This window comes from Streptomyces sp. NPDC048484, assembly GCF_040651415.1.
In the GTDB taxonomy this organism is placed as follows: Bacteria; Actinomycetota; Actinomycetes; order Streptomycetales; family Streptomycetaceae; genus Streptomyces.
Window position 1 is genome coordinate 37,289 of the sequence record NZ_JBEZJY010000062.1, and the last position, 7,496, is coordinate 44,784.

Below are 7,496 nucleotides of genomic sequence, written 5' to 3' on the forward strand. Positions count from 1 at the left end.
TGGAAAGAAGGACGTGTGGCCGCAGGCGGAATGACCGCGGCGGCGCCTGGGAGCCTTCCTCGTCTTCGCTACGCTGGGCGAGTCACTGAAGCGGACTGTCGAGCGGCAGCCCATCGAGGTCCCCCGCCTGGAAGACGACGCCGCCGACCACCCACACCTGGGCCCGCTGCGACCACCTCCCGTCGTGTGCATACTTGACCGCTCACGCCGCCGCTCCCCCGTCGCCGCCCTGGCCTGCTACAACGCTCCCGACTGATCCACCGGCCCTGCCCAGGCCGGGAACGGACTCTGCGCCATGGGTTGACGCACGTACAGCCCCTGCATAGCTTACGTCTTGCAGTCATGTATTGAATCGATTCAATCCCTCCTTCGCCCCTGCACTCACCCCTCTGCCCGCACCTTCGGCGGAGCGCCCACGCGCCGCGCGCAGGGCCGGAACGTAGACCACCCGCAACCTCGGAGTGTGCATGCGAACTCATGGCAGAAGGCGCCCACCCGGCAGACGCAGTTCGACCGGCACGGCTCTCTCGCTGGGGCTTGTCCTCGTACTCGCGGTCCTCGTCCAGCCGATGGCGCCGTCCGCCACGGCATCGGCGCCGGCTCTCGTCCCCGCGGAGCAGGCGGGAGGGTCCAGGACGCCCCGGGTGCCCGGCGACTGGCGGGAGTACGTCCGCACACCCAAGAGTTCCGACGTCTGCCCGGTCTCCGTGGTCAGCACCTCGGGCGCGGTCGAAGGCGCCCGGAACCTGCTGTGCGGCGGTTCGGGCGGAGCGACGCTGACCTACGCCGAGGGCGGGGAAGCACCCACCGTCCTGCTCGACTACGGCCAGGAGGTGGGTGGCCTTCCCTACTTCACCGTCTCCGCCGCGTCGGGATCCCCGACTCTGAAAGCCGCGTACAGCGAGGGCCTGCGGTACATGAGCCCGTCGGGCGACGGCTCTCCGCCATGGGCCGACGGTGACAGTTCCCGCACGAACAGCTACCAGGTCTCCGGGCCGGGCACCATCACCAACCGCTTCACCCAGGGAGGCGAGCGGTACGAACAGATCACCCTCTCCGCCCCCGGCCGCCTCACGCTGAGCAAGGTCGGCATCAACTACATCGCCGACCGCACCCAGGCCGACGGGTACGGCGGCCACTTCCTTTCGAGCTCGGACGAACTGAACAAGATCTGGTACGCCGGTGCCTACACCCTGCAGACCAATCTCGTTCCGGCCGGCTCCCTTCCCGGAAGCTGGTCCGTCCAGGACGGCGCGCTGAACGCCGACGGGTCGAAGATCAATGACGGTGCCGGGATCCTGGACCGCGGAACCTCCTGGAGCGACTACACAGCCACCTTCCGGACGAAGATCCTGCACAACCAGGCCGGATGGATGGTGCGTGCGCGGAACTCACAGAACGGCTATCTGTTCATCCTGGACGGGAGCACGGACACCGGCGGTCCCCCGAACACCCTGCAGAAGTTCACCGTACGCGACGGCACCTATACCAGCCTCGGCTCCGTGGCGCTGCCTTCCGCCGTCGACGAGGGCACCTGGCACACCGTGACGACCACGGCGGCCGGGGCCGGCATCACGATCTCGCTGGACGGCAGGGAGATCGACCACGTCGACACCTCGTCCCTGCCCGCAGGGGCCGTCGCCTTCCCGACGGGGACCGTGGGCTTTCGCGAGTTCGGCGACGAAAAGGCGGCCTTCAAGAACCTCACCGTCGTCAGTGGCACGGGCAAGACGCTCTACAGCGACCCGCTGAACACACCGGCCGTACTCGCGGACTTCACCCCGCCCGGGTCCAACGCACTGGCCTCGGTCCTCGACGGAGCCAGGCGCGACCGTGCGATCTGGAGCGGGGACATCCTGCTTGAGGGCCTCACCGACTACTACTCGGTGAACAAGCCCGAGTACATCAAGCAGTCCCTGGACCTGCTGGGCAGTCGGCAGCTCGCCAGCGGGTTCGTTCCGGGCGCCATGCACCCGGCGGCCGTGCCGCACCTCGGGCCGCTCGTCCCGGGCGACACGACCACGTACTCGGCCACGTACTCCATGTACTTCGTCACCGGCCTCGCGAGCTACTACCTCCACACCGGTGACAAGGCGTTCGTCGCCCGGCAGTGGCCTGTCGTCAAGCGTGAACTCGCCTGGAACGCGACCCGGGTCGACGCGGACGGCCTGTTCGCGACCAGGGCGGGAGTCGACGGGGCAGACTGGAACTTCTACGACAAGGACAAAGGCGGCGAGGTCTCCGCCTACAACATCCTGTACTACAAAACGCTGATCGATGGCGCGGCACTCGCCACCGCCGCGGGAGAGACAGCACAGGCCGCCGCCTACAGGGCGGACGCCGAGAGGCTGAAGACGCGCATCAACGAACGTCTCTACGACTCGGCGAGCGGGCTGTACAAGATCAGTGACACCAAGTCCGGGTTCGCGCAGGACGCCAACGCCATGGCCGTCCTGTATGGAGTCGCGCCGCCCTCGAAGCACGCGCAGATCCTGGCCGCGCTGAAATCGAAGTTGTGGAGCACCCCATACGGACCGCTCCCCTTCTCTCCCGGCACCGAATACCGGGAGCTGGTCAGTCCCTTCATCAGCGGGTTCGAACTCCAGGCCCGGCTGGCGGTCGGCGACACCGCGAACGCACAGAAACTCCTGCACGATGTCTGGGGCCACATGATCGCCCCGGGCCCGGACCAGACCGGGACCATGTGGGAGAACATCTCCGCAAGCGACGGCACGCCCGGCCTGGAGGCGGGGACGAGCCTGTCCCACGGATGGTCCACCGCCCCGACCTCGGCGCTGTCGAGCTATGTCCTGGGCATACGTCCGGATACACCGGGCTACGCGACCTGGACGGTTCAGCCCCACCCCGGGGACCTCACCTGGGCGCGAGGGAGGGTCGCCACCCCGCACGGCGGCATCGACGCCGACTGGACCGCGGGGACCGGCGCGGGTCGGTTCGGCCTGACCGTCAAGGCACCCAGAGGCACCAGCGGCACCATCGCGGTCCCGGTCTCCGGCCGCGCTCGCACCGTCGAGGTCAACGGCAAGGTGGTGTGGCGTGACGGGACCTTCACCGCCGCGGCCGGGGTCGCCGGTGGCCGGCTCGATTCCGGCTACGTCCACCTCAAGGTGAAGCAGGGCGGCACTTACAGGGTCACGTCACACTAGGGTCCGTCTTCAAACGGATCTTGCCCGGAGCAGGAGTCCCGCGATGCTGTCGGTGCCGCTGCTGGCCGGTCCTTCCGGGATCGTGCGCGCGATGCCCCGTCCCCGCAGGCAGCTGGGGAAGCCGCGAGAGCTGTACGCCTTGTCCGCGTTCCTCGCACCGGGCCGACCCGGTGCGAGGAACGCGGACTTTTTCCAGCAGGACTTGTGCCCAAATGCTGTCGTGGCGCTGGAAGACAGCCTTGAACGCCTTCGACGGCCGGCCCTCCGCAGCCCGCCAGTAACCCTCAACAAACCCGAGTTGCACCGCTCGTTCGACAGCCCCGTCACCGGCCTCGCTCAGTCGGTCGGCTGTCTGCCCCACGCCGCGTCCGGCCGTCGCATGAGCCCGGCCAGGTGCTCGCCCGCGTCCTCGGTCAGCGCACCGGCAGGCTTTCGAGGGTGAAGACCGAACTGGTCTGCGGATAAACGAGCTTTCCGGTGTTCGTGTACACGAAGAAGCGCCCGGTGAAGGCGCCGGCGACCAGCAGGCGGTTGCCGGTGGTCTTCAACCCGGTGGCCTGGGTACGGCCGTCCTGGCCGCCCGGCAGGAAGGGGTCGAGCGTCTTCGCTCCGGGGTGCCCGCAGTAGACGGTGCCGTCGGCGATGCTGGCGGTGTAGACGTAGTGGCGGTCGGCCGCGACGCTCTCGGGGAAAGCCCGGCTGCCGTTGACCGTGATCGCGTGGCCGTTGCCCTCGCGGTCATGGGCGGACGCGGCGGCGGGAAGCACGAGGGCCGCCAGGGCGGCGGACGCGGCGGTGAGGGTGACGAGCGCGCGCCGCCACGTGGCATGCACGGTGGTGCGGGTGGACATCGTGAACGACCTTTCCCCGGGTGACCGGGAGGGGCATGGGCAAGTGGGAAGAGCGAGTCAGTGGTCGTCGGCCTGTCAGCGCAGCGCGTCGGCGATCGCGTCGGCTGGCGGCGTGGTCGGCCGTCCGATCAGGCGCCGCAGGTCACCGGAGGCGGTGAACAGCTCGCCGCGGCTCATGCCGAGGTCGGCATCGACGAGGACGTGTGCCAGCTCGGCGGGCAGGCCGGCACCGGTCAGCACCTGGGCGAGCCCGTCGGCCGGGAGGTCGGTGTACGTGATCTGCTTCCCGGTGGCGGCCGAGATCGCCGCGGCGAGCTCGGCCAGGGTGAACGCCTCGTCGCCGCCCAGCTCGTACACCTCGCCGGCATGGCCCTCGGTGGTCAGCACGACCGCGGCGGCGTCGGCGTAGTCGGCGCGGGCCGCGGCGCTGATCCTGCCCTGGCCGGCCGACCCGACAACGGCTCCGTTGCGCAGTACCAGCGGGAGTTGGGCCGTGTAGTTCTCCAGGTACCAGCTGTTGCGCAGCATCACGCTGGGGACTGCGCGCTCCCGCAGGTACTCCTCCGTGGCGCGATGAGTGGAAGCGAGGACCGTGGTGGCCGTGTCCGCGTGCGACATGCTCGTGTATGCCACCAGCGACACGCCTGCCGTCACCGCGGCGTCGATGGCGCGGCGGTGGTTGGCGACCCGCTCGTCCACGGTCGTGGTCGATATCAGCAGCAACTTGTCCGCGCCCTCGAAGGCCGCCGCGAGACTGTCCGGCTCCGCGAAGTCGGCCCGGCGCACCACGATGCCGCGGTCGGCGAAGTCCTTGATCCTGGCGATGTCCCTACTGGTCGCGACGACGTCCGCAGCCGGCACCCCGCGCGCCAGCAATGCTTCGACGGTGAGCCTGCCCAGCTGACCGGAGGCTCCGGTGACAACGATTGACATGGGGTCTCCCCTTCCTGCCGCGGACCTCCCGCGGCTCGAACCCCAGGGTTGCCTGGTCGCTCTCCTTTGGTAAGGAACCACTTCTGGGTAAGGTGGCAACCCGCAGGAAAGTATCGAGGTGAGCAGGGTGGCGACCGCCAAGGATGTGACCGAGCCCATACCGTCATGGGACCCGTACACGCGTGGCTGTCCCTCGCGTGACGTACTCGACCAGATCGGCAGCAAGTGGGCCGTTCTCGTACTGGGCGAACTCGGCAAGCACGGAACGTGCCGGTTCACCCGACTGCGGCAGCGGCTGGCGGGAGTGAGCGAGAAGATGCTCACCCAGACGCTGCGCACCCTCGAACGCGACGGACTGGTTCTGCGGACGGTCTACCCGGAGGTGCCGCCCCGCGTGGAGTACGAGTTGACCGCGCTCGGCCAGACGCTGCGAGGTCCCCTGAGGGCGCTCACGGAGTGGTCGGTGCGCTACGTCGAGGAAGTCCTCACCGCTCGCGAGAAGTACGACGACCGCGCCGGAAAACGCTAGTACACCCCGTCCATGGATTCGGTGGCTGTCGCCCTCCCGCCGAGGAACCGTCACTGCTCGGACGGGAAGCGATCTTCAAAAGTGCTGGACGTCGCTGATCGGACCCGTTCGTGAACGTCCCCTTCGGCGACTGTGGTGCGAGGCTCGTGGACGGCACCGGTGCCTGAACGGGGAAGAGCGAGCAGCTCGGCGGGTTACAGCAGACAGTTCTGCCTCTTTTGGGCTGGTCAGCAGCCATGACGGGGGTTGAGGACGATCGAGGGGTCCGTACGGTCCCCGTACCAGTGCACCGGCAGCCTGAAGATCAGGGCCGGGAGGAAAGTGACAGATGACTGAGATGCCCAGCTCGCCTACGCAGACCCGGCGCTTCCTCATGGTGCACGGCGTACAGCACCGTCGCCCGCGGCAGCACTGGCTGTGGTGGTTGGCCGAAGCCCTGCGCCAGCGAGGTGAGCAGGTGCTCTATCCGCAGTTCCCCGCGCCCGAGCAGCCATCGGTGAGCGCATGGACCGATCTCCTGCACGCCGAGCTGGCCCAACTCGGCGACCAGGAACGCGTCGTGGTGTGCCACTCCCTCGGCTGCGCACTGTGGCTGCGCGCCGCCCAGACCCTGCCTGAGGACCTGCGCGTCACCCGGGTGCTGCTGGTGTCCCCACTCGGTGACCAGGCGTTCACAGTGGCCAACCGCAATGAAGAATTCAAGCTTGAGCACATCGACCGTGAACTCCTCGCCGCTGCGTCGGCCAAACCGCCGCATGCGGTCGTCTCGGCGACCGATCCATACGCACCTGCTGACCCCCGCGCGTGGAGCGCCGCGCTCGGCATGGACTGCGACGTCCTCCCCGCCGCCGGCCACATCACCCCCGCAGACGGCTACGGCCCATGGCCGGCCGCACTCGCCTGGTGCCTACGGGAACAGGCACCCGTGTCAGCCGTCACCGGACCGTGAGCGCGGACGGCTCGAACAAGGACCCGGCGACGTCCAGCGTGCACGACCGGGGCAAGCCGTGACCGCGGCGCGCACGGCACTGCGGCCGCGATCGGCGCATTGCTGACCGCGACGCTGTTCTGGTCCGGGAACTATGTCGTCGGCGGTGCCGCCGTGTCCGCGATCCCACCGCTCGGCCTTGTGGCGCTTCGATGGGCAATCGCTGTGGTATCGCTTTTCGCCCTCGCGCGGCCGGCCGAACGTCCTGACCGGCGACACGTCGTCCGCTCGTAGCACCGGGGGTGCCCCTCCCGGCCCTGCAAGTTTCGTGTCCGCTGATCCGCAGCGGTCTCCACTCCCGGCTGACCGCGCCCTGGGGGCAGGTGGCCTGTCGGCGGTCCCAGCCGACGGGAAAGGCCGACTTGGCGAAACCCGAACCGGCTTTGGCCTGGCGGCTGTTGTCCAGGGCTACCGGGCCGAGCAGGGTGATCCTGTGCACCCGGGCGGCCCGCTCGATGTGCGCCGCGGTGACGTCGCCGCTGTCCACGACATGCTCGCCCGGCAGTAACTCCCGCTTGGCGAGGTCGTCATGGATGATCGGGGTCATGTCGCAGGGCGTCGCGGGCGCACTCGGCCATGACCGCAAGACCGTCACCCATCCCTCCGTCGGGGACATCACCCTGGACTGCGACATCCTCACCGTGCCCGGATCAGACCTCAGGATCGTCGCCTACACCGCGGCCGCCGGAACACCCTCCGCGGAACAACTCGACTTTCTCAGAGTCACCGCTACACGTGCCCCGCTGGTCCCCCGCGCCGGAGATTCCTGAGCGGTTCGGGCGCGAGACAATAACGCGACGGGCGCCACGATCCACACGGGCCGGGAGTGTCATGCATCAGGTGTGTGCTTCGGGGAAGCACACACCTGATGCATGACACTCCCTCACGAGACACTAGTAGACTGTCGTGGCTAAGTTTTGGGATATAGGTGGCGCAGTTTGATGCGTGCGTCGTGGGTGGTGAACTGCCAGTTCACCTGACGTTGGTCGGTGTTGGTGGCGTTCTGCCAGGCGGAGAGTTCGGTGTTG

The 7,496-nt window shown here is 68.5% G+C and carries 5 protein-coding genes and 1 pseudogene; 4 read left to right on the forward strand and 2 right to left on the reverse strand.

Going from position 1 to position 7,496, the window contains the following annotated elements:
- Positions 1–467: 467 nt before the first annotated feature.
- Positions 468–3,167, forward strand: a complete 2,700-nt coding sequence (locus AB0D14_RS39560; RefSeq protein ID WP_362788702.1) for an alpha-L-rhamnosidase C-terminal domain-containing protein — start codon at positions 468–470, stop codon at positions 3,165–3,167.
- Between the two features lie 413 nt (positions 3,168–3,580).
- Here AB0D14_RS39560 and AB0D14_RS39565 read toward each other — a convergent pair whose 3' ends face one another.
- A complete protein-coding gene (locus AB0D14_RS39565) occupies positions 3,581–4,018 on the reverse strand; it encodes a hypothetical protein (RefSeq protein ID WP_362788705.1) in 438 nt (145 codons plus the stop codon).
- A gap of 75 nt (positions 4,019–4,093) precedes the next feature.
- A complete protein-coding gene (locus AB0D14_RS39570) occupies positions 4,094–4,951 on the reverse strand; it encodes an SDR family oxidoreductase (RefSeq protein ID WP_362788707.1) in 858 nt (285 codons plus the stop codon).
- Between the two features lie 127 nt (positions 4,952–5,078).
- On the opposite strand from AB0D14_RS39570, the gene AB0D14_RS39575 reads away from it, so the two are divergent.
- The 3 genes and pseudogenes from AB0D14_RS39575 to AB0D14_RS39585 all read left to right on the forward strand — a co-directional run.
- Positions 5,079–5,480 carry a helix-turn-helix domain-containing protein gene (locus AB0D14_RS39575; RefSeq protein WP_362788710.1) on the forward strand — a complete coding sequence of 134 codons (402 nt, stop codon included), beginning with the start codon at positions 5,079–5,081 and terminating at the stop codon, positions 5,478–5,480.
- A 328-nt stretch (positions 5,481–5,808) separates the two neighbouring features.
- Entirely contained in the window at positions 5,809–6,429 is a 621-nt protein-coding gene (locus tag AB0D14_RS39580; protein ID WP_362788713.1) for an alpha/beta hydrolase, read from the forward strand.
- A 587-nt stretch (positions 6,430–7,016) separates the two neighbouring features.
- Positions 7,017–7,238: pseudogene (locus AB0D14_RS39585) on the forward strand (transcriptional regulator); the annotation flags it as partial.
- Between the last annotated feature and the right edge of the window lie 258 nt (positions 7,239–7,496).

Bases quoted from the DNA above. Each gene is read 5' to 3' on its own strand.
- AB0D14_RS39560 (WP_362788702.1), top strand. From the start codon at position 468: ATGCGAACTCATGGCAGAAGGCGCCCACCCGGCAGACGCAGTTCGACC.
- AB0D14_RS39565 (WP_362788705.1), bottom strand. From the start codon at position 4,018: ATGTCCACCCGCACCACCGTGCATGCCACGTGGCGGCGCGCGCTCGTC.
- AB0D14_RS39570 (WP_362788707.1), bottom strand. From the start codon at position 4,951: ATGTCAATCGTTGTCACCGGAGCCTCCGGTCAGCTGGGCAGGCTCACC.
- AB0D14_RS39580 (WP_362788713.1), top strand. From the start codon at position 5,809: ATGACTGAGATGCCCAGCTCGCCTACGCAGACCCGGCGCTTCCTCATG.